Origin of the sequence: Spirabiliibacterium pneumoniae (assembly GCF_014884995.1) — a bacterium.
Classification (GTDB): Bacteria; Pseudomonadota; Gammaproteobacteria; order Enterobacterales; family Pasteurellaceae; genus Spirabiliibacterium; species Spirabiliibacterium pneumoniae.
The window spans coordinates 94503-113313 of sequence record NZ_JABMII010000001.1 but is presented as its reverse complement, the minus strand read 5'-3'; the positions used below and the strand labels follow the sequence as shown (position 1 = coordinate 113313).

21 protein-coding genes and 1 tRNA gene are annotated in these 18811 nt (G+C 46.8%); 12 read left to right on the top strand and 10 right to left on the bottom strand.

The genetic code is table 11. The features are described from left to right. Position 1: 1 nt before the first annotated feature. The 4 genes from HPC38_RS00600 to rlmC are packed head-to-tail and all read left to right on the top strand — an operon-like array spanning position 2 to position 3385. Positions 2-367: a DUF1425 domain-containing protein gene (locus HPC38_RS00600; protein ID WP_208119343.1), complete on the top strand. Its 366-nt coding sequence runs from the start codon at positions 2-4 to the stop codon at positions 365-367. Beyond that, the gene (locus HPC38_RS00595; RefSeq protein WP_208119342.1) at positions 360-1172 is read left to right on the top strand and encodes a phosphotransferase; all 813 of its coding nucleotides are present in this window, start codon (positions 360-362) and stop codon (positions 1170-1172) included. The genes HPC38_RS00600 and HPC38_RS00595 overlap by 8 nt, the downstream gene beginning before the upstream one ends. Beyond that, positions 1153-2187 carry a beta-N-acetylhexosaminidase gene (gene nagZ, locus HPC38_RS00590; RefSeq protein ID WP_208119341.1) on the top strand — a complete coding sequence of 345 codons (1035 nt, stop codon included), beginning with the start codon at positions 1153-1155 and terminating at the stop codon, positions 2185-2187. The genes HPC38_RS00595 and nagZ overlap by 20 nt, the downstream gene beginning before the upstream one ends. Further along, entirely contained in the window at positions 2180-3385 is a 1206-nt protein-coding gene (gene rlmC, locus HPC38_RS00585; RefSeq protein ID WP_208119340.1) for a 23S rRNA (uracil(747)-C(5))-methyltransferase RlmC, read from the top strand. The genes nagZ and rlmC overlap by 8 nt, the downstream gene beginning before the upstream one ends. On the opposite strand, the gene HPC38_RS00580 is transcribed toward rlmC, so the two are convergent. From HPC38_RS00580 to rpsO, 4 genes are all read right to left on the bottom strand, one after another. Further along, positions 3357-3881 (bottom strand): methylated-DNA--[protein]-cysteine S-methyltransferase, encoded by a 525-nt coding sequence (locus HPC38_RS00580; RefSeq protein ID WP_208119339.1) that lies wholly within the window; start codon positions 3879-3881, stop codon positions 3357-3359. The genes rlmC and HPC38_RS00580 overlap by 29 nt on opposite strands. Positions 3882-3933: 52 nt before the next feature. After that, entirely contained in the window at positions 3934-4194 is a 261-nt protein-coding gene (locus tag HPC38_RS00575) for a GlsB/YeaQ/YmgE family stress response membrane protein (protein WP_208119338.1), read from the bottom strand. Positions 4195-4469: 275 nt separating this feature from the next. After that, a tRNA-Ser gene (locus HPC38_RS00570) sits at positions 4470-4560 on the bottom strand. A gap of 161 nt (positions 4561-4721) precedes the next feature. After that, positions 4722-4991, bottom strand: a complete 270-nt coding sequence (rpsO, locus tag HPC38_RS00565; RefSeq protein ID WP_208119337.1) for a 30S ribosomal protein S15 — start codon at positions 4989-4991, stop codon at positions 4722-4724. A gap of 249 nt (positions 4992-5240) precedes the next feature. Here rpsO and HPC38_RS00560 point away from each other — a divergent pair, with 249 nt between their 5' ends. The 5 genes from HPC38_RS00560 to HPC38_RS00540 all read left to right on the top strand — a co-directional run bounded on the left by HPC38_RS00560 (position 5241) and on the right by HPC38_RS00540 (position 11851). Then, entirely contained in the window at positions 5241-6311 is a 1071-nt protein-coding gene (locus HPC38_RS00560) for a 3-deoxy-7-phosphoheptulonate synthase (RefSeq protein ID WP_208119336.1), read from the top strand. 8 nt (positions 6312-6319) lie between these two features. Beyond that, positions 6320-7444 carry a bifunctional chorismate mutase/prephenate dehydrogenase gene (gene tyrA, locus HPC38_RS00555; RefSeq protein WP_208119335.1) on the top strand — a complete coding sequence of 375 codons (1125 nt, stop codon included), beginning with the start codon at positions 6320-6322 and terminating at the stop codon, positions 7442-7444. A gap of 101 nt (positions 7445-7545) precedes the next feature. Further along, positions 7546-9003 carry an MFS transporter gene (locus tag HPC38_RS00550; protein WP_408021830.1) on the top strand — a complete coding sequence of 486 codons (1458 nt, stop codon included), beginning with the start codon at positions 7546-7548 and terminating at the stop codon, positions 9001-9003. A 17-nt stretch (positions 9004-9020) separates the two neighbouring features. Next, positions 9021-9929 carry a mechanosensitive ion channel family protein gene (locus HPC38_RS00545; RefSeq protein ID WP_208119334.1) on the top strand — a complete coding sequence of 303 codons (909 nt, stop codon included), beginning with the start codon at positions 9021-9023 and terminating at the stop codon, positions 9927-9929. 8 nt (positions 9930-9937) lie between these two features. Further along, the gene (locus HPC38_RS00540; protein ID WP_208119333.1) at positions 9938-11851 is read left to right on the top strand and encodes an ABC transporter ATP-binding protein; all 1914 of its coding nucleotides are present in this window, start codon (positions 9938-9940) and stop codon (positions 11849-11851) included. 41 nt (positions 11852-11892) lie between these two features. Here the strand turns inward: HPC38_RS00540 and HPC38_RS00535 are convergent, their stop codons facing one another. Together HPC38_RS00535 and HPC38_RS00530 are read right to left on the bottom strand one after the other, a co-directional pair. Then, a complete protein-coding gene (locus HPC38_RS00535; protein WP_208119332.1) occupies positions 11893-12282 on the bottom strand; it encodes a hypothetical protein in 390 nt (129 codons plus the stop codon). A gap of 66 nt (positions 12283-12348) precedes the next feature. Further along, positions 12349-13539, bottom strand: a complete 1191-nt coding sequence (locus HPC38_RS00530; protein ID WP_208119331.1) for a CynX/NimT family MFS transporter — start codon at positions 13537-13539, stop codon at positions 12349-12351. A gap of 373 nt (positions 13540-13912) precedes the next feature. Here HPC38_RS00530 and HPC38_RS00525 point away from each other — a divergent pair, with 373 nt between their 5' ends. Then, positions 13913-14659: a GNAT family N-acetyltransferase gene (locus HPC38_RS00525; protein ID WP_208119330.1), complete on the top strand. Its 747-nt coding sequence runs from the start codon at positions 13913-13915 to the stop codon at positions 14657-14659. A gap of 2 nt (positions 14660-14661) precedes the next feature. After that, positions 14662-15438 (top strand): lysophospholipid acyltransferase family protein, encoded by a 777-nt coding sequence (locus tag HPC38_RS00520; RefSeq protein ID WP_208119329.1) that lies wholly within the window; start codon positions 14662-14664, stop codon positions 15436-15438. Positions 15439-15440: 2 nt separating this feature from the next. Here the strand turns inward: HPC38_RS00520 and ybaK are convergent, their stop codons facing one another. Then, the gene (gene ybaK / locus HPC38_RS00515; RefSeq protein ID WP_208119328.1) at positions 15441-15917 is read right to left on the bottom strand and encodes a Cys-tRNA(Pro) deacylase; all 477 of its coding nucleotides are present in this window, start codon (positions 15915-15917) and stop codon (positions 15441-15443) included. A gap of 99 nt (positions 15918-16016) precedes the next feature. Between ybaK and HPC38_RS00510 the strand changes: the two genes are divergently transcribed. Beyond that, a complete protein-coding gene (locus HPC38_RS00510) occupies positions 16017-16985 on the top strand; it encodes an oxidoreductase (RefSeq protein WP_208119327.1) in 969 nt (322 codons plus the stop codon). Between the two features lie 45 nt (positions 16986-17030). Here HPC38_RS00510 and HPC38_RS00505 read toward each other — a convergent pair whose 3' ends face one another. From HPC38_RS00505 to fldA, 3 genes are all read right to left on the bottom strand, one after another. Further along, positions 17031-17633: a YagU family protein gene (locus tag HPC38_RS00505; protein ID WP_208119326.1), complete on the bottom strand. Its 603-nt coding sequence runs from the start codon at positions 17631-17633 to the stop codon at positions 17031-17033. A gap of 114 nt (positions 17634-17747) precedes the next feature. Then, on the bottom strand, positions 17748-18194 hold the full coding sequence (gene fur / locus HPC38_RS00500; RefSeq protein WP_208119325.1) for a ferric iron uptake transcriptional regulator: 447 nt from the start codon (positions 18192-18194) through the stop codon (positions 17748-17750). Between the two features lie 91 nt (positions 18195-18285). After that, positions 18286-18810, bottom strand: coding sequence for a flavodoxin FldA (gene fldA, locus HPC38_RS00495; RefSeq protein ID WP_208119324.1), 525 nt, complete (start codon positions 18808-18810; stop codon positions 18286-18288). Position 18811: the final 1 nt, after the last annotated feature.

The window sequence follows — 18811 nt, the reverse complement described above, 5'->3', positions numbered from 1 at the left end:
GATGAAAAACGCTATTTTAACCGCACTTTGTCTTTTCCTCTGTGCCTGTTCTAGCGCGCCACAGCGTTATCTCGCCAGCGATCATCCAATTGTCAATGTTGATGCACAGGTGGCGGCGCAAACGCGTGTATTCGCCGGCAACACACAGGTTGAACTAAAAAACGTAACCGATCAGTTGCTTACACTGCAATACCAAATTACGTGGTATGACGCCAACGGCGTGACGCAATTGGCCGATTGGGCGCAAACGCCGCCGTGGTTGTGCGTAAGTTTGCAAGGGCAAAGTGCGGTACGCATTGCCTTGCATAGGCCAACGCCAGACAGTCAGAATTACCGCATTTATATTATGGGTAAAGGCCGTGAGTGATTTGCGCGCGCGCATTGAAACGGATTTTCAGTGGCAAAGTGCGGTCCGTGAGGCTTTAGCGCTGGTACCAGATACCTTTAAGGTGAGCTTGGCAGACGGTGGGCAATATGTTGTGCGCTATTTTTCCGAAGCGCGTGATGAGCTGGGTGCTCAGCGGCGTTTTGAGCCAGTGTTGATGGAAAGCCTTGCGTCGTTGGCATTTGTACCCACACTTTATGCGCATAATGCGCTCGGGGTGGTTTATCGCTGGGTGGATGGGCAGGGCGTGACGCAATGGCATGATGCCTTGTTAACCCAATTGGCGGCGCAGCTTAAAACGTTGCACCAATTTTCACAACAAGAACAGGCGCACCTGCACGCCATACCGCACTTAGACTTGATGCAGCATATTTTCTTTTTGTTGCAGCGCATTCCACCTGAGGCGCAAAGTCAATGGTTATTGGCGCTTGATGCACTGCCTGCTTATAAAGAAAGTGCGCTGACAACACTTGGGCACCATGATTTACACCACCACAACATCGTTCTCACGCCTGACAATCGCCTGATATGGCTGGATTGGGAATATGCCAGCTGGTCTAATCCCGCTTTTGATCTCGCCAGTGTGATTGTTAACAATGAACTTGACCAAAGCCAGCAGCAATTGCTGTGGCAGCATTACTTGGCGGATAATACGGTGATTAAAAAAACAACGCAATTAAAGAAATTAACCACCAGCTACATCCCGTGGGTACGTCTGCTGAATGACTTGTGGCGAGCGGTAAAAGCGGTAAAAGAGGAGCGAAAGCATGTCGAGTGTAATTATTGATTTGGCAAGTTATGAGCTTACGCAAGATGAAATTGAACTGCTCGCCCACCCATTGTGTGCGGGTGTGATTTTGTTTACGCGTAATTTTTACGATGTGGCACAGCTGCAAGCCTTGATTCGCGATGTGCGCAAAAAAGTGAAAAAACCATTGTTGATCACCGTCGATCAAGAAGGGGGGCGCGTGCAGCGTTTTCGCCAAGGGTTGACGCAGTTGCCCGCCATGCAAGCCTTTGCCACGCTGGCACAAGACAGAGCCACTGCCGCGTTGTATGCCAAAGAAGCGGGCTGGCTGATGGCCGCTGAAATGACCGCACTGGGCATTGATCTTAGTTTTGCGCCAGTGTTGGATCTCGGGCATGAATGTCAGGCGATTGGCGATCGCAGTTTTGGCTGTGATGTTCAGCTGACCACCGAGCTGGCGGAAGCCTTTATTGACGGCATGCACGAGGTAGGCATGGCCGCTACAGGCAAGCATTTTCCAGGGCATGGTTATGTGTTAGCCGATTCCCATTTAGAAACGCCTTATGATGATCGCCCGAAAGACGTTATTTTCGCACAGGATATTAAGCCGTTCGCCACACTGATTGCGCGGCGTAAACTCGACGCAATTATGCCCGCACATGTGATTTACACCCAATGTGACAATCAGCCAGCCAGCGGCTCACCTTATTGGCTCAAAGACGTGCTGCGCCAACAATTGGGCTTTGACGGCGCAATTTTTTCCGATGATTTGGGCATGAAAGGCGCGGGCTTTATGGGCAATTTTGTTGAGCGTGCGCAGCGCGCATTGCAAGCTGGGTGTGATTTACTCTTGCTGTGTAATGAACGCAAAGGCGTGGAGATGGTGTTTGACCAGCTGCAACATTCGCCAACGCAGGCGGCAAAAGTGCGGTTACATTCGCTTTATCAGCGTCAGGCATTTTCACTGCATGAATTGCAACAAACGCAGCGTTGGCGCAACAGTCAGCGCACGTTAGACGCTTTGCAGCAGCAGTGGTTAGCGCGCCATGGCTAAACTGGCATGTGATTATCATCGTCAAGGATTATGCCACTCTTGCCAGTGGCTAGAGGTTGACTACCACACGCAACTTACGCGTAAGTCCGCACACTTACTCAGCCAGCTTGCGCCTTTGCAGGTGGCAAATGAAGCGTTTTTGCCGCCTTATGCCTCCCCCTTTGCAGCCTTTCGCAATCGTGCCAAAATGGCGGTGAGTGGCAGCGTAGAGCGCCCAATTTTAGGCATTATTCCAGACCCTCAAATGCCCCAAAGTGCAGTTGATTTGTGCTATTGCCCACTTTACCCAACGGCCATGCAGCAACTGATGGTCGCACTCAAAGATTTTATCGCACGGGCTGGTCTTGTACCTTATAACCCAGCAAAACGCAAAGGGGAGTTGAAATATATCCTGCTCAGTTTTAGCCAGCACAGTGGGCGCTATATGCTGCGCTGGGTGCTGCATAGTGATAAAAAGTTAGCACTGATTACGCGTGAACTGCCAGCGCTGTTAGCACGTTTGCCCCAGTTGGCGGTGGTGAGTGTCAATATTCAGCCGCAGCACGCCGCCATTTTGGAAGGTGAGCAAGAGATCATACTCACGCCGCAGACCGCACTTTGTGAAATCTTCAATGATGTGCCGCTATTTTTGCGCCCGAATAGCTTTTTCCAAACCAACCCTACGGTGGCCAGCGCCCTTTATCACCAAGCGCAAGCGTGGGTAAGTGAGCTGCCTGTTTCCCATATTTGGGATCTATTTTGTGGTGTAGGTGGCTTTGGGCTGCATTGTTTGCAGGCCTTGCGCGCAGCCCACCCACACGCGCTACTTTCACTGACAGGGATTGAAATTTCACCCCCCGCCATTGAAAGCGCAACGCAATCTGCTCGCGAAATGGGGCTGGTGAATAAGCAAACCAAAGTGCGGTTCGCCAGCTTAGATGCGGTGAGCGTGGTCAACCATACGGAGAAACCCGATTTGGTGATCGTTAATCCGCCGCGGCGTGGGATTGGGCAAGAACTGGCGGCATTTTTAAACCAACTGCAACCGCACTTTATTCTTTACTCGAGCTGCAATGCGCGCAGCATGGCGCAGGATTTGGCGCAGTTAACCCATTATCACTGCCAAAAAGTGCGGTTATTTGATATGTTCCCGCACACTGCCCATTATGAAGTGCTGGTGTTGCTTCGCCTTAAAGCCCCTGATGCGCTTTGCGATTAACATATTCTTTGCCGCGATCAACAAAGGCAATATTTTCCAGCTGGAGTAAATAGCGCTTGGCAGGCAAGCCACCGCCAAATCCCGTGAGCGTTTGCCCTTTGCCCAACACACGGTGGCAAGGAATGATAATTCCGATAGGATTTTGCCCAACGGCATTGGCCAACGCCCGCACCGCACTTTTGCGCCCAATGCGCGCCGCCAGTTGCCCGTAGCTGACACTTTCGCCATAATCCAACGAGCATAACGCTTGCCACACTTGGCGCTGAAACGCCGAGCCCTGTGGCGCGATGGGCAGCGTGTCAAACCGCACTTTTTCACCCGCGAAATAGCGCGAAAGTGCGGTTATCGCTTGCGTTAATATGGCGTGATTTGGCGCATGCACCCAGTGTGATTGAATAACGGGGCGTTCACGTTCAAACAAGGCAAAACGTAAGGTGGCATCGTCTGCCAGCAACGTCATGCTGCCAATTGGGGTGTTAAGTGCGGTGTAGTACATCGTTGTAAGACAAAATAAAACCGCACATTAAAAGTGCGGTTTACATCAAGTGTTATTTCAAAATTTTGAAAAAGCGCAGAATCCAAATTAAGACAGCCGCACCCAGTACGCCGAAGAACAGGCCTGCAAATGAGAAACTACCTGCCATGTAGGCAGAGTCAAATCCAAGAATGGTGCCAAATAGCCAGCGACCTAATGATGAACCGATAATCCCGATGATGATGTTCATCAACAGCCCCATGTCGCTTTTCATCACTTTTTCAGCGATCCAACCGATTAACGCACCAACAATAATAGCTGCAATCCAGCCCATAGCATTCTCCTCTAAAACAATAAAATTGTGATTTGTGTCACAGAATATTTATAACACAATTTAAACAAAATGCAAAAAATTGTCGCGCGTACTATTAAGATGATTTATTCCATCGTGAGGACGCATGAAGCGGTCTAGCATCATCAAGCAGAGTTTGATTTCGATGAACGGCAACTGTCACGGTGTGTGATATTTATACTGCACTTTTAACGAGACTTGCTCAAGCCTAAACGTAAAAACCGCACTTTGATGGTAAAGTGCGGTTTTTTAGAATATGGCGGAGGAAGTGAGATTCGAACTCACGGAGGGCTATAAACCCTCGCCGGTTTTCAAGACCGGTGCCTTCAACCACTCGACCATTCCTCCGTTGAAGTGGTGCAGATGATACAAACTTCACCTAATGAAGTCAACCATCAATTTAACGCAAGTGATTTAATTGCGGAAATAATATGCAAAGTGCGGTCAATATGCTATACCTTGGGTATAAAAAAACCCTGCTAATGCAGGGTTTTGAATCAAAGCAGAGATTAGCGACGCAAACCTAAGCGTTCAATGGTAGAAAGATACAATTGAACGTCAGTACGTTTTAAGTAGTCCAACAGTTTACGACGACGAGAAACCATACGCAACAAACCACGACGGCCATGGTGATCTTTCTTATGTACAGAGAAATGACCTTGTAAGTGGTTGATTTGTGCGGTTAAAAGTGCGATTTGTACTTCAGATGAACCCGTATCTTTACCGTCACGACCAAATTCTGCGACGATTTTCGCTTTTGCTTCAGCGCTTAGAGACATGTTAACTCCTAATAGTAAGTTGTTTAAAATACATCAATAGCCGATCTCTAGTTCAGCTATGACAAGAGAGAGCATTTTACTGTGTATGCTAAGGCTTTGCAAGCCTCCATTTTGCCCAGCGACTGATTTGTGATAAAAGTGCGGTTAAAATAGATTGCGCCCTTGCGAAAATAGGCAATATGTAGTATTGTAACGAATAAATTACATTAATCGTAAAAATAAATTTACAAAAAGTAAAAGGTAACCTCCATGAATGCTGTATTGAATAAAGACGTGCTACACAATGTCAACATTAACGATGAAAAAATCCTGATCACGCCACACGAGCTAAAAGCCCAGCTGCCCTTGAGTGAAGATGAAAAACGCTTTATTGCCACCACCCGCTGTGAAATTGCCGATATCATTCATAAGCGTGATAAACGCTTGTTGGTGGTGATTGGGCCGTGCTCTATTCATGATCCGAAAGCGGCGCTTGAGTATGCTAAGCGGCTTAAGGCGCTCGCAGATGAAGTGAAGGATACGCTGTACATTGTGATGCGGGTGTATTTTGAAAAGCCACGCACGACAGTGGGCTGGAAAGGGTTGATTAACGATCCGCACTTAGATGGCAGCTTCGATGTGGAACACGGGCTTTACATCGCACGGAAATTATTATTAGACATCATTAAAATGGGTTTGCCGCTGGCGACTGAAGCGCTGGATCCTATTTCGCCACAATATATGGCGGAGCTGTTTAGCTGGTCGGCAATCGGCGCGCGCACGACAGAGTCGCAAACGCACCGTGAAATGGCGTCGGGTTTGTCGATGGCGGTGGGCTTTAAAAACGGCACTGATGGTGGGTTAGATGTTGCGGTGAATGCGCTCAAAGCCGCTTCTCAAGGCCACCGCTTTATCGGTATCAATCAAAAAGGGCAGGTGAGCTTATTGCAAACGGCAGGCAACCATGATGGGCATGTGATCTTGCGCGGCGGTAAAACACCAAATTTTGAACCGCACTTTGTACAACAATGTGAACAAATTTTGGCAAACGCGGGGCTTGAGCAATCCATTATGATTGATTGTAGCCACGGCAATTCCAACAAAGATTATACCCGTCAAGCCCTTGTGGCAGAAAGTGTGGTTGAGCAAATTTGTCAGGGTAATCAATCCATTACAGGTTTAATGATTGAAAGTAATCTGCATGCGGGCAATCAGTCTGCTGATGTGCCAGTTGAGCAGCTGCGCTATGGCGTGTCGATCACAGATGCTTGCATTGATTGGGAAACTACAGAAAGCCTGCTAAAATCGCTACATCAAAAACTGGCTAACCGCACTTTATAAGAGGATTTATGGAGCCTTTAAAGCTGCTGCGCGATGAAATCGATCGCATTGATAAAACATTGCTTTCTCTGCTCTCTCAACGCTTAGCATTAGTAGAGCAAGTCGGGCAAGTTAAGCATCAACATGGCTTGCCTGTTTACGTGCCTGAACGCGAGGCGCAAATGTTGGCTGAACGTCGGCAAGAGGCTGAAGAGCTTGGTGTGTCGCCCGATTTGATTGAAGATATTCTACGCCGCGTGATGCGAGAGTCTTATCAAAATGAACATAAAACAGGCTTTAAATGTGTTAACCCTGAGATCAGAAAAATCGTTATTGTCGGCGGTGGTGGTAAACTCGGTGGTTTATTTGCACGTTATCTCCGCCTTTCGGGCTATCACTGTGAAAGCCTTGAACGTGATGATTGGGCAAAGGCTGACAGCATTTTACAAGACGCCGATGTTGTTATTGTCAGTGTGCCAATTCACGATACGCTCGCGGTACTTGAAAAACTACGACCGCACTTGCGTGAAGAAATGCTGTTGTTGGATCTTACGTCAGTCAAAGCACGCCCATTGGCAAAAATGCTTGAAGTACACCGCGGCGCTGTGGTGGGGCTGCATCCGATGTTTGGACCTGATATTCCAAGTTTTGCAAAACAGGTGGTGGTGTGCTGTCAAGGGCGCGAGCCACAGCAGTATGCGTGGCTTTTAGAACAAATGCAAATGTGGGGGGCGGTGATTTATCACACGGATGCGCAGTCACACGATAAAAATATGACTTATGTGCAAGCGTTGCGCCACTTTTCTACGTTTGTGAATGGCTTACATCTTTCTCAGCAGCCTGTGGAATTGGCGCAGCTATTGGCGTTGTCGTCGCCGATTTATCGCTTAGAATTGGCAATGATTGGGCGACTCTTCGCACAAGATGGCGCATTGTATGCGGATATTATTATGGATAAACCAGAAAACCTTGCTGTGATAGCGTCCTTGCAGCAATGTTTTAAAGACACGCTAAGCCTGTTTGAGCAGAACGATAAGCAAGCTTTCATTGATAAATTCAATGCGGTAAATACTTGGTTTGGAGAATATTCTGAGCGATTTTTAAAAGAAAGTCGCCTACTTCTACAACAAGCCAGTGATGTGCGTAAGTTATAATTTCTGCAAGAGCGCATTAATTGCAATTAGTCATTGCACATATGCGTTATACACTTTACTATTTTAAGGCTCACAGTGTGAGCCTTCTTTATGACAATAAAATGAGTCTAGCTATGCCAACATCAACTAAATTTTACTCTCTCTTTGCGAGCGTTTTTCTTTTATTTGCAGGATATGGTCTTTTTCTAAACTCCGCTGGGGTTGAATTAGCAGAAATGGGCGTGGGTGAGATCACCATTGGTATTCTCAATGCGGCATTTTTTGTTGGTGCGGCCTCAAGTGCGGTCGCCGCGCATCGTATTGTATCAAGTGTGGGGCATATTCGCTCGTTTAGTGTATTTGGTGCATTATTTTCCATCTCCGCCCTCGGGCATATCATGTTAGAAAATCTTTGGGTGTGGGGCATATTACGGATATTACTTGGTTTTTGTTATTACAGTTTATTGATGATTATTGAAAGCTGGTTCAGTGAAAAGACCACAGTTAGCACGCGTGGCAAAGTATTGGCAAATTATAATTTAGTCTTTTACCTTTCTTTTACCTTAGGTATTGCCTTGTTATCGTTGAAATTAAGCAGTAGTAATATTTTTATTCTTGCTGCAATGTTTGTGGTGATGTCGATGCTTCCCGTGTCGCTTACCCGTATAAAAGAGCCACAGCTACCACCACGCGACCGCATTAGTGTGCCGCGTGTATTAATGATTGCTCCTCTTGCCTTAGTTGCGAGTTTTATTGGCGGGTTATTGGTTAATGGTTTTTATACCATGGCCTCGGTATTTCTGTTGAACTTAAAATTTAGTGTGCAGCAAATATCCATTTACTTAATGGTTGCCATGGTCGGTGGCTTTGTTACTCAGATACCGATCGCTAGTCTTTCTGACCGTTATGGCCGCCGCAACGCCATTTTGGTTTGCTCATTATTGGCCACGATAAGTGCAGCACTCGGCATTGTTGCGATTTTTTATAGTTCAGATAACCTGTGGCTACAATATGGTGTTGCGTTTTTGCTTGGTGCCAGCTTATTTACGTTGTATGCGCTCAGCATCGCGCGCGCCAATGACGTCATTCCAAAAGAAATGAGCACTGTTGAAGTCAGCCGCAGTTTATTGTTTGCGTATGGCACAGGTGCATTGATTGCCCCACCATTACTCGGGGTGGTGATGTCACAATTTGTGGACTTTGGTTTTTATAGCTTTTATGCGATTTGCTCGCTGATTCTCGTACTCTACACTCTGAGCCAAAAATCAGTGCCTGAAGAAGAGCTTAGTGAATACGTCGTAATGCCAGCGGCAACAACAGCTATTGCGACCGAGCTTGACCCTCGTAATAATAAGAAACATGCTCAGCCGTTTGATGAAGATATTATTCAACAATACCAAGAGTGCTTGGAACAGGTAGAAGCTGAAGCCAGAGCCGAAGCTGAAGCAAAAGCAAAAGCAAAAGTTGAGTCTGAAACAAAAGAAAAGAAAAACCTAGGTCAAGAACAAGAGAAGATTGAAGAGTCTGTTGAAGGTTGTATTAGTAAGGAATCAACTGGATCGGATACTAATATTCAATGATAGGATATTCAACACAGATGATACAATCAGATAAACCTATTTCGGTGGTTGAGCACACTATTGAGGGGTGGCAGGCGTGGTTGTTGGCGATGTTGCCAAATGTGCTTGCTGCCACGATTGTACTGGTGCTGTTTTATTTTCTTGCGCGTGTTTTACGCAAGGCCAGTCTGAAAGCCTATGAGCGCCTTTTTCCACAAGCGCAGCGCATGGGGGCGTTGGTGTCGCTGTTGGTATTTGTGTTTATGTGTTTTTCAGGCATAATTTTGGCGCTGGACATTTTAAACCTGACAACCTTTATTACCCATCTTTTAGCTGGCGCAGGGATTGTGGGCATTATCGCAGGCTTTGCCTTTAAAGACATCGCTTCCAATGCGTTTGCGGGTGCATTGATAAAAACGCAACGCCCTTTTGATGTTGGGCACTGGGTTAAAATTGAGAATTATCTTGGTGTGGTGGAGCAAATTGGGCTGGTGTCGGTGAGCTTGAAGAGCTTGCAGGGCAAATTGGTGTATGTGCCTAATCAGCTGATTTATAACGGTGTTTTTATTAATTATTCCGCGCAAGATCGTCTAAAAGTGGTACTTTCAAGCGGCGTGTCTTATGGTGATGATCTTGAGCATGTGAAAGCGGTGGCATTGGAGGTGGTGAGAGCGCTGCCATGCACTGTCGATTCACAACAAGCTGATTTTTATTTCACCGAGATTGGCAGTTCGACTTATAATTTTGAAGTGCGGTTTTGGATTAAATTTTCGCACTATAATGATTATTTAAACGCACAAAGTGCGGTTATTATGGCGCTGAAAAAGCGCTTTGAGCAAGAAAATATTTCCATTGCGTATAATGTCACAACACTTGATTTCGGCGTAAAAGGTGGCGTGAATGTGTTTGATAAGCCATTGGTAATCAATGAGATAACAAAAGAATAAGGATTTTTGTGGCTCTTTTAAGTTTAACCCATGCCTATTTGGCATACAGTGACGCACCATTGCTTGACCATACCGATTTGCACATAGACGCGGGTGAGTGCGTGTGTTTGGTGGGGCGTAATGGCGCAGGTAAATCCACGTTGATGAAAGTCTTAGCTGGCGAAACCGCACTTGACGATGGGCAGTTGCAATGTGAAAGTGCGGTTGTGGTTTCGCGCTTGCCGCAGGATCCGCCACGCGATGTGCAAGGCAGTGTGTTTGAGTATGTGGCAGAAGGCATTGCCGATGTTGCCCAGTTATTGAAAAAGCATCATACGCTGTTGCAGCAGATGGCACAGCAGTGCAGTGATGAGTTGATGGCGCAATTAGCGGATGTGCAGGCTGAACTTGACCATGTCAACGGCTGGCAATTTGAAAATCGCATCAATGATGTGCTGCAACGCCTTGAGCTTAAACCTGATACCGCACTTTCAAGTCTTTCGGGTGGCTGGCAACGGCGGGCCGCGTTGGCGCGGGCATTGGTGAGCAATCCTGATATTTTGCTGCTTGACGAGCCAACGAACCACCTTGATATTGCCTCGATCAGCTATCTTGAACAGTTCTTGTTGGAATTTGCGGGCAGCATTGTCTTTATCTCTCACGATAGGGCATTTATCCGCAAAATGGCCACCCGCATTGTGGATCTCGATCGTGGCAAGCTGACCTCTTACCCAGGTGATTATGATCATTATTTGCAGGCAAAAGAAGACGATTTGCGCATCGAAGCGCAACAGAATGCGCTGTTTGATAAGCACCTCGCGCAAGAAGAAGTGTGGATTCGTCAAGGCATCAAGGCGCGGCGCACGCGTAATGAAGGGCGTGTGCGTGCATTGAAGGCATTGCGCCAAGCGCGCCGTGAGCGGCGTGAAGTGCTGGGCAATGTCAATATTCAGCTCGATCAAAGCGCACGCTCAGGCAAAATTGTGTTTGAGCTTGACAATGTCAGCTATTGCGTGGACGGGCGAACGTTGATTAAGGATTTCTCGGCAACCTTGATGCGTGGTGATAAAATTGCGTTGGTAGGACCGAATGGGTGCGGCAAAACGACCTTTATCAAGTTGTTGCTTGGGCAGTTGCAGCCAACGAATGGCAAAGTGCGGTCAGGCACAAAATTGGAAATTGCCTATTTTGATCAACACCGTGCAGCGCTGGATGTTGAAAAAACGGTGATGGATAACGTGGCAGATGGCAAGCAAGATGTGGAAGTCAATGGCGTTAAGCGCCATGTGTTGGGTTATCTGCAAGATTTCCTTTTCCCGCCTAAACGGGCGATGAGCCCTGTTAAAGCGCTGTCTGGCGGAGAGCGCAATCGGTTATTGCTGGCTAAACTCTTACTCAAGCCGAACAATTTGCTGATTCTCGATGAGCCAACCAATGATTTGGATGTGGAAACGTTGGAGCTGTTGGAAGATATTTTAAGTCAATATCAAGGCACATTGATTATCGTCAGCCACGATCGGCAATTTATTGATAATACGGCAACGGAGTGTTATTTCTTTGAAGGGGATGGCGTGATTGCCCCGTATGTTGGGGGATATTATGATGCCAAACAGCAGCAAGATAACGCATTCAGTCGCCAACAACGTATTGAGACAACACAAAGTGCGGTTACAACTCAAGCAAAGCCGAAGCAAAAAGCCACAGAACGCACGCGCAAATTAAGTTTCAAAGAACAACGTGAGCTTGACGAGCTGCCACAACGGCTTGAGGGGCTTGAGCACGAAATTGAGGAATTACAAAGTGCGGTTAGCGATCCGAGCTTTTTCAATCAAGATCACCAAACCACCAGTGCGGCCTTGTCATTATTGGCATCGAAAGAGCAAGAACTTGAACGCGCACTTGAGCGCTGGGAAGCATTGGAAACCATTAAAAATGGCGGATAAACTAAAAAGCTGAGTGATGATGAACTCAGCTTTTTTGTGGGTTATTTGATGTTGATGGTCACGTTGTAGTGTGAGGTTTTGCCGCGTCGTGCCATTGCACGAGGTTGTAATACTCGCACTTCATATTTGCCGCTTTTTGGCAATGTGTAGGCTTCGCCCTCCATAAAATTATCGTAGCCGTAAAGTACCGCTTCGGCGTTCTCTTTCGTGTTGACAGTCACGGTTAATTTTTGTCCTTTTTGGGCTTTGAAAAAGTAACTATTGTATTGTGAGCCTTTAATCACACCCTTGTAGGTGGCGGCATAAGCGCCTTTTTTGAAGTGCACGTTTACGCTTGTGTGGCTCGGCGCTGCATTAGCAATAGGGGTGAATGCGAACACGGAGGCGGCAGTGAATACAGCAACAGCTGTGGTTTTAAGATTGAATTTCATCCTGTTTCCTTATTGAGTGAAATGTGTTTATTAGAACGTGCTTATATCAAAAAGTTCAATCTGATTTTAAGCTGTGTGCGACTCCTGCCCGACGATCAACGAAGCGATAAATTGTAATAGTAATGCGCCGATAATGGCGTATATTGGCAGCGCCCAATCGTTGTGTAACTGATAAAGATACCCCACACCAATTGGCCCGAAAGAAGCGATTAAATAGCCAACCGTTTGTGCCATGCCAGAAAGTGCCGCGGAATGCGCCGCACTTTCTGCTTTTAGGGCGAATAACATTAAGCATAGAGTGAAACTGGCGCATCCGCCAATGCCTAAAAGTGCGGTTGCTAGCCACATCCATTGCACGCTTGCAAAACATAGCAGCAAAAAGCCCGCCAAAGTAAACAAGCACGCGCCCGTGATTAGTAGGCGAATGTTGACCTTTTCTGCCAGCGGTGCGAGTAAAAGTGCGGTTGGAAAGGCGATAAATTGGAAAATCGTGCTGTAGTTTCCAGCCTCCACAGAAGTAAAGCCACGAGCGGCGATCAGTGAAGGCAACCAGTTTGCCATAGTATAAAACATCATCGACTGTAAGCCCATGTAAATACTAATTTTCCATGCAAGCGGGCTTTTCCAAATATTGCCTTGCCAAGCAGGGGTATTGAGGTGTGGCTTTTCAGCGTGAGGCGTGCTCACTTTCTGCCGCAAGCGCCACCAAATGATGATACCAGGAATGACCACTACGCCCCACAACCCAAGAGACAGCTGCCAGCTAAAGGCATCAGCAAGTGGCACCGAGATACTTGACGCCACGGCTGAGCCAACGCTGAATGAGAGCATTTGAAGTGCGGTTAGGCGTTCGACATAGCGTGGGCGGTAGCGGCGGATCATCGATGAAAGCAGCACATTGCCCATCGCAATGCCGCCACAAAACACAAAAGTGCCGAGCAGGACCGTCCAGATATTATTGAACGCCGAGCGCAGCGCACAACCGAGGGCAATTCCAATCATGCCCATAATGATGACATTCTCCGCACCAAAGCGCTTAGCAAGGCGGGCGACAAAAGGTGAAAAAATGGCAAATGCCAAGACGGGCAACGTGCCCACCACGCCCATCATCGTAGCGCTGGTGTTAAGACTGCGTTGTACAATATCAACCACAGGCCCCATCGCAATGATCGCAGGGCGTAAATTTAACGCTAAGAAAAAGACCGCCATTGCAAAAAAGAAGGTGGAAAATTGCTGTTGGGGTTTGAGTGTTGTCATCGCTGTTCTCACATATTAAATTCAAGCGATTAACATAACAATTTATGCCACCGTGTCAATATGAAATCGTGCGCAAGTGAAAAAAGCCCCAGCCTAACGCTGGGGAAAACAGAAAAGGTAAATTGTAATTTGCAAAACAAATTACCCTTTGAGTTTACCCCGAAAGGTGTGCATTGCAAGATGCGAATGAGGATAACAGACTGATTTTTCATAATATTACACTAAAAATGAATTGATTTATTTTATTTACTATTTAAAGCATACGATATTGTGCAGTCGTGCGTTCGGGATGGGATTGATTAATAGTTTTCACTCGTAGCGAACGATGTTATTATTAGCCTTTAGCAATCAAAGCGAGAGATAAAGGAACGCTATGTTGGAGCACGATCTGACATCTGAAAAACATGAGCACGCTATTGTCGTAAGATTAGCCAACACACAATCTGAAATTGAACAAGCACAGCGATTACGTTATACGGTGTTTGCGCAGGAGATGGGGGCGAAGGTGCATAGTGTAGATGGACGAGATGTTGACCAATATGATGCGTTTTGCCAGCATTTGATTGCAGTGGATGAACGAACAGACGATGTGGTGGGGTGCTATCGTCTTTTGACTGCCCGTGGTGCGAACGCATTAGGGCAGTGGTATAGCCAAACTGAGTTTGATTTGCGTAATATTGAGCCGCTCCTTCCAGACACAGTGGAACTAGGGCGGGCATGCGTGCATAAGGATTATCGTACAGGTGCGGTGATGCTGATGTTATGGTCAGGCTTGGTGAAGTTTATGCAAGAAAATCAGTTAAAATATATGATTGGTTGCGGCAGCATGAGCATGCACAATGGTGGTGATGTTGTGGCCAGTTTGTATCGTAAATTAGCTAAAAATTACCTTTGCCCTGAAAAATGGCGCGTGTTCCCACGCAATCCAATTGATTTGAGCCAATTTGATAGCCATTTGGCTGTGTCAACTCCACCGTTAATTAAGGGTTATGTGCGCGCGGGTGCTTACATTTGCGGTGAGCCAACCTTTGACCCTGATTTCAATACGGCGGATGTATTGATTTTGATGACGATTGATCGCCTAGATGATCGCTATTTCAAACATTTAAGCCGAGCTTAAGCATGCAGCAGTTAACCGTTCTTTATCGTTTATTCAAGGTGTTTTATTACCTTGTCAGTGGGATGCTGCAAATTGTGATTTTCTTTCCTCGCAGCACACCTGCACAAAAATTAGCGCGCATTCAGCGCTGGTCGCAAAACGTACTGGCGATTTTCAACATCCGCGTGGTGGCTTACAATTTGCCTGAGCTTTGCCCTGAAAAGGGTCGTCTAATTGTGGCCAATCATGTTTCGTGGCTGGATATTTTTGCGCTGAATGCTGTCTTGCCAGGGCGATTTATTGCCAAAGAAGATGTGCGTAAATGGCCAATGATTGGCTATCTGGCGGCGCAAGCGCAAACAGTGTTTATTTCACGTCAGCGTGGCAGTAATACGACGCAAGGTAAAGTGCAAGGCGTGGCACAGGCGCTGCGTTTCGGTGAGCAAGTCACTCTTTTCCCTGAAGGAACGTCGAGCGACGGCGCGCAGGTGTTGGGGTTTAAAAGCAGTTTTTTTCAAGCGGCGATCGATGCCAATGTTAGCATCTGCCCCCTGTTAATTTTTTACCCCGATCACACGGGTACACGCTGTAACTCGACGATGGCCTATTATGGCGATATCAGTTTATTGCAATCACTTAAAGCATTGGCAAAACAGCAAAGTGCGGTAGTGGAGCTGCATTTTTTCCCTGCCCTTGAAAGCGATGATCAAACACGACGTGAGCTGGCTGATCATGCCCAACATCAGCTCGCCCAAGCGCTGGCTAAACGGCTGCGTCAAGGTCAACCGACCGCACTTTAAGGTTAGGCTTCGTCTAATAAATCAGCAAATTGTCCGCGTGTAAGCGTGGCGAGATCTGCTGGCGCCAGGGCGATATCAAGCCCACGCTTGCCACCTGAAATGTAGATGTTATCCCACTGCTTGGCACTGGCATCAATCCACGTTGGCAACGCTTTTTTTTGCGCCAGCGGGCTGATTCCTCCAACCAGATAGCCGCTCGATTTTTGCGCCATATCTAAAGGAGCAAGCTCCAGTTTTTTAACGCCAAGGGCTTTGGCGGCCTTTTTTAAGCTTAATTGATGGGAAACGGGCAGCACCATCACGCCGATGGGCTTGTTATCAGGGCCTGCCACCATCAAGGTTTTAAAGGTTTGCGCAAGGCTTACTCCGAGCTTTTGCGCAGCCTCCTCACCGAAATGCGTGTTGTTAGGGTCATGCTCATAGGGGTGGAGCGTGAACATGATGGCGTGTTTTTTCAAAAGTTGAATAGCCGGTGTCATAAATCCTTCACAAAATTTTTAAGACTTAGTGTATAGAATTGCGTAAAATAGCGGGCTATGTCAATAAAAATGTCAACGTGCGGTTGCACAGGAGAGAATATGCAGGAAATGATGACAGCGGTGATCGCCGCAGAATTTGCGCTGGCAGAAAAACTCATCGATGCCCTTGAAGAGAGTGCATTGCCACTTGAGCATGTCGATGCGGTAGAAATTGTGCCTTTTGGTGATGAGCAAGGGCTGCGTTTTCATAACCGTGCGGTGGCGCAAAAAACGATGGATGAAATTGATTGGAGCGAGGTGCATTATCTCTTTTTTGCAGGAGATATTAGCCATGCGCAGGCTGTTCAAGCAGCAGCGCAAAGCGGTTGTGTGGTGATTGATTTGCTGGGTGTGTTTGCGAGTTTGCATGATGTGCCGCTGGTGGTGCCTAGCGTGAATGATGAACAGTTAAGCCAACTGCGTAACCATAATATAGTTTGCTTGCCTGATGCGCAAATTAGTCAGCTGGCGATTGCTGTGGCGCCACTGATGGAAAGTGCGATCACGCGCGTGTTTATCTCCAGCTTGTTGCCCGCCTCCTATATGGGGGAAGAGCAGGTGCGCACCTTAGCAGGGCAAACGGCGAAGTTGCTCAACGGTATTCCGCTTGATGATGACGAGAAGCGTTTGGCGTTTGATGTTGCACCGTTTAGCGCACCGCACTTTAGCCCTGCGCGCTTGGTGCAGCAATTTCAAAAAGTGCTGCCAGGTGAGCTTGATCTGGTGATTCACCCCGTGCAAAGTGCGGTTTTCTATGGCTTGGCGCAGCAGATCAGCGTGCTCAGTGATTATCCACTGGCATTAGATGCGTTGATTGCTCAGTGGCGAGCGAATACGCTGGTGAATGTGTCTGAAAAATCCCTAGTCACCCCCGTGAGCACGGGCGAGCTGGCCGCGCAGTTACATATCAGTGATATTCATGAACACGATAACGGCGTGACGTTCTTCACTGCCTGTGATGAACAACGCTTTTCCATTGCCAGATTAGGCGTGGAGCTGGCGACGTTGTGTTACCACAGCGGGTATTAAACGCCTTGAAAAAAGAAACCGCACTTTTAAAGTGCGGTTTTATCATTAACGGTAAGGTTGATCTAATGGGACTTCAGGGTCTGGTTGGTGCGTGATGCGGTTACGCAGGTCACGGCGGATGATTTCAATCGTCCAGAACCAGAAAATATGTCCGACCAATTCAGAGATGTGCTCATACCACGGCCAGTCTAACACTGGCGGAGTAAGACCCATCAGTGGGAAAGTAATGTAATGTACACAGATGTCAGCGATAAGTCCTGCACCAATCCCTTGCCAGAATTTGATTTTCGGGAAGACTTCAGCGACCAAGCAATAACCAACCGCGAAGACCAGTGAGAAGGTGATGTGTGTGACACCAATCCAGTTGAAGGCTTGATCTGCAAATGTGAATGCCGCGCCTGTTGGGTCAATGCCCAAGTAATCACGCAAAAATACGTGTGGCGGGTTCAAAAATGCGCGTGAACATACCTCTAAGGCTTGTGATGGATCTTGACAGGCAGCAGTGAACAGATCCAAAGGGCTGCGTGGCGGAAACGGGTGTTCAGCACCCCATTTTACGAAAGCAGAGATAAGCCCTGCAATGATGCCGACTAAAATGGCGACGCCATAACGACGGCGGTTCGGGTTAGTTTGTTGAAAAATAGACATAAAAAATCCCAAAATAAGCAATTAAAAATAATTATTTTATTGCCTAAATAAATTAGGCAGCCTATTTTGGGGGGATTTGACAATAAAAGCAAATAATTTATATCAACTAATGACTTACTTTTTACCATCATCACATTTGTTGGCACTATTGCACTTACCATAAAGGTATAAGCTGTGATTTTCCAACTCAATGCCAAATTTTTCGCTGATTTCACGTTGGCGTTTTTCGATCAAATCATCTGTGAATTCGATCACTTTTCCGCAATCGGTGCAAATGATGTGATCATGGTGGCTCACAGGCGCAAGCTCAAACACCGATTTGTTACCTTCAAAATTGTGGCGAGTTAAAATATTGGCCTCATCGAATTGATTCAATACACGATAAACCGTGGCCAGTCCAATTTCTTCCCCCTCTTCAAGCAACATTTTATAGATATCTTCTGCTGAGAAGTGCTGCATTTCTGTGTTGGTAGTCGATTGCATTAACGCCAAAATTTTCAACCTAGGTTCAGTGACTTTTAGTCCTGCTTTTTTGAGTAATTGAATATTTTGTTCAGACATATATCCTCTCTATAAAGGCTTTTGCCTTATTGCGACCACATATTTCCCTCGTATTTTATGTGGAATAACTTTTAATTGCAAATGATAATCGTTAGATGAGTTCACCTAAATACATTTCATCGAAAATCTGCTTGCACCATTTTTCCACCCGTTGTTCGGTCAGCTCTGGTTGACGGTCTTCGTCAATGCAAAGCCCAACAAAGGTTTCAGCATCAATCAAGGCTTGTGAAACCTCAAAGTGATATCCTTCAGTTGGCCAGTGGCCGACAATGGTTGCGCCATGAGGCTCGATGATATTGCGCACGGTGCCCATGGCATCGCAGAAGTATTCTGCGTAATCTTCTTGGTCACCGCAGCCGAAAATACCGACGATTTTATCTGTAAAATCAATTTCTTCCAGCGTAGGGAAAAAGTCGTCCCAGTCTGCTTGTGCTTCGCCGTAATACCAAGTTGGAATGCCGATCAAAATAAAATCATAGGCTTCAATATCTTCTTTGGTGCTTTTTGCGATGTCGCGAATATCAACGAGGTTGTCACCCAATTGTTTTTGAATCATTTTAGCAACGCTTTCAGTATTGCCTGTATCGCTGCCATAGAATAAACCGACTACTGCCATG